This is a genomic window from Halomonas sp. 707B3, assembly GCF_024158645.1.
Lineage (GTDB): Bacteria > Pseudomonadota > Gammaproteobacteria > Pseudomonadales > Halomonadaceae > Vreelandella > Vreelandella lionensis.
Map to the genome: position 1 here is coordinate 1 of NZ_JAMZBE010000293.1, position 1,429 is coordinate 1,429.

General features: G+C 61.0%; 1 protein-coding gene. It reads right to left on the reverse strand.

What is annotated here, in order from left to right; genetic code table 11:
* A partial coding sequence (locus tag BIS10_RS18725) for an MFS transporter (protein WP_253507785.1) occupies positions 1-1,429 on the reverse strand: 1,429 nt, incomplete at both ends.

Below are 1,429 nucleotides of genomic sequence, written 5' to 3' on the forward strand. Positions count from 1 at the left end.
GGCTCAGCTTTTCCATAAAGCGGCGTGAGGTGACGACGGTGCGAATATCGGCTTGCTGCAGCGCAGAGGCCAGGGCAGCTTGGCTGGCGGTGTAATTCAGGTTCACCAGCGTTTTACCCGCGAGCAGCGTGGCCATATTGGCCAATACCCCAGCAGTGCTGGTAGGCAGCAGTAGGCCAAGCGTCGATTCGTTGAGGCTGCGGTGGCGAAAGCGCTTGGCGAGCAGCAGGCTAGCGGTGAGCGCTTGGCCTGCGTTGAGTGGGCGACTCAAGGTGTCGGCCAGCGTTGGGGCGCTTGGGCTGCGTTTGACACTGTTGATCCAGGCCTCAGGCAGCGAAGGCAGTTCCTCCATGGCGTGTTGCCACGAGTGGGTCGCCTGCTCGAAAATACGCCGTTTGAGTACGTCTGCGGGGGTGTCTTTGGGCAGCGGTTTGCCAAAGGCGACTACCACCGAGCGGTGCAGCGGCGCATTGCGTAGCTCTTTGAGTTTGCTAGACGAGCGGGAGAATTGGCTGCCCCACAGGCCGCGCAGGTAAAACGGCACGATGCGTACGTCTGGGTGGGCGTGTTTGCAGGCGCGCTCGTAGCCACGGCGCAGCTCACCCAGCTGGCCGTTGCGGCTAATCGCTCCTTCGGGAAACAGGCAAACCACTTCCCCTGCGTTGAGCTGCTCGGCCACGGCGGCCAGCGCGTTCTCGGCCCCTGCGCCGCGCTCAATGGGAATGCAGCCCAGCGCTTTAAAGAACCAGCGTAGGTACCAGCGCTGGTAGATGTTTTTCAGCATCACAAAGCGCACCGGGCGCGGGCTAGCAATTTGCACCATCGCCCAGTCTACCCAGCTAATGTGGTTGCCCAGCAGCAGCACGCCGCCTTGGGCCGGCAGGTTTTCCAGTCCGTGAACGTCTACGCGGTAACGGCGGGTAAGCAGGAAGCTGAGAATGAAGCGCACTAAGCTCTGGGGCAGTTTGAAAATGGTGTAGCCACCGCCCACCATCGCCACGCTGGCGACCAAAAGCAGCAGGTAGTGGCTATCTACCCCCGCCAGCGCGAACAGCGCAGTGAGCACCAAAAAGCCCAGCATCGACAGGTTTTGGATCCAGTTATTGGCGGCCAGCACGGTGCCAAGCTCGTGGTCCGCCGCATGAAACTGGATTAATGCGTTGAGCGGCACGATAAATAGCCCGCCCATCATGCCGATGAACACAAAGTTGAGCGCTTGGCTGGTGGGCGTGGTGAGGAGAGGAAGGCACCAAAGCCCGACGGCGACACCGACAGCACCCAGCGGAATTAACCCGGTTTCAATACGGTTGCGGGAGAGCTTGCTGGCTAACAGCGAGCCGAGAGCAATGCCGATACCGCTGGCGGCGAGAATGGCTTGCAGCACCAGCGTGTTCTCAAGGCTGAGCGCTTCTTTGGCATAGGCGGGAAA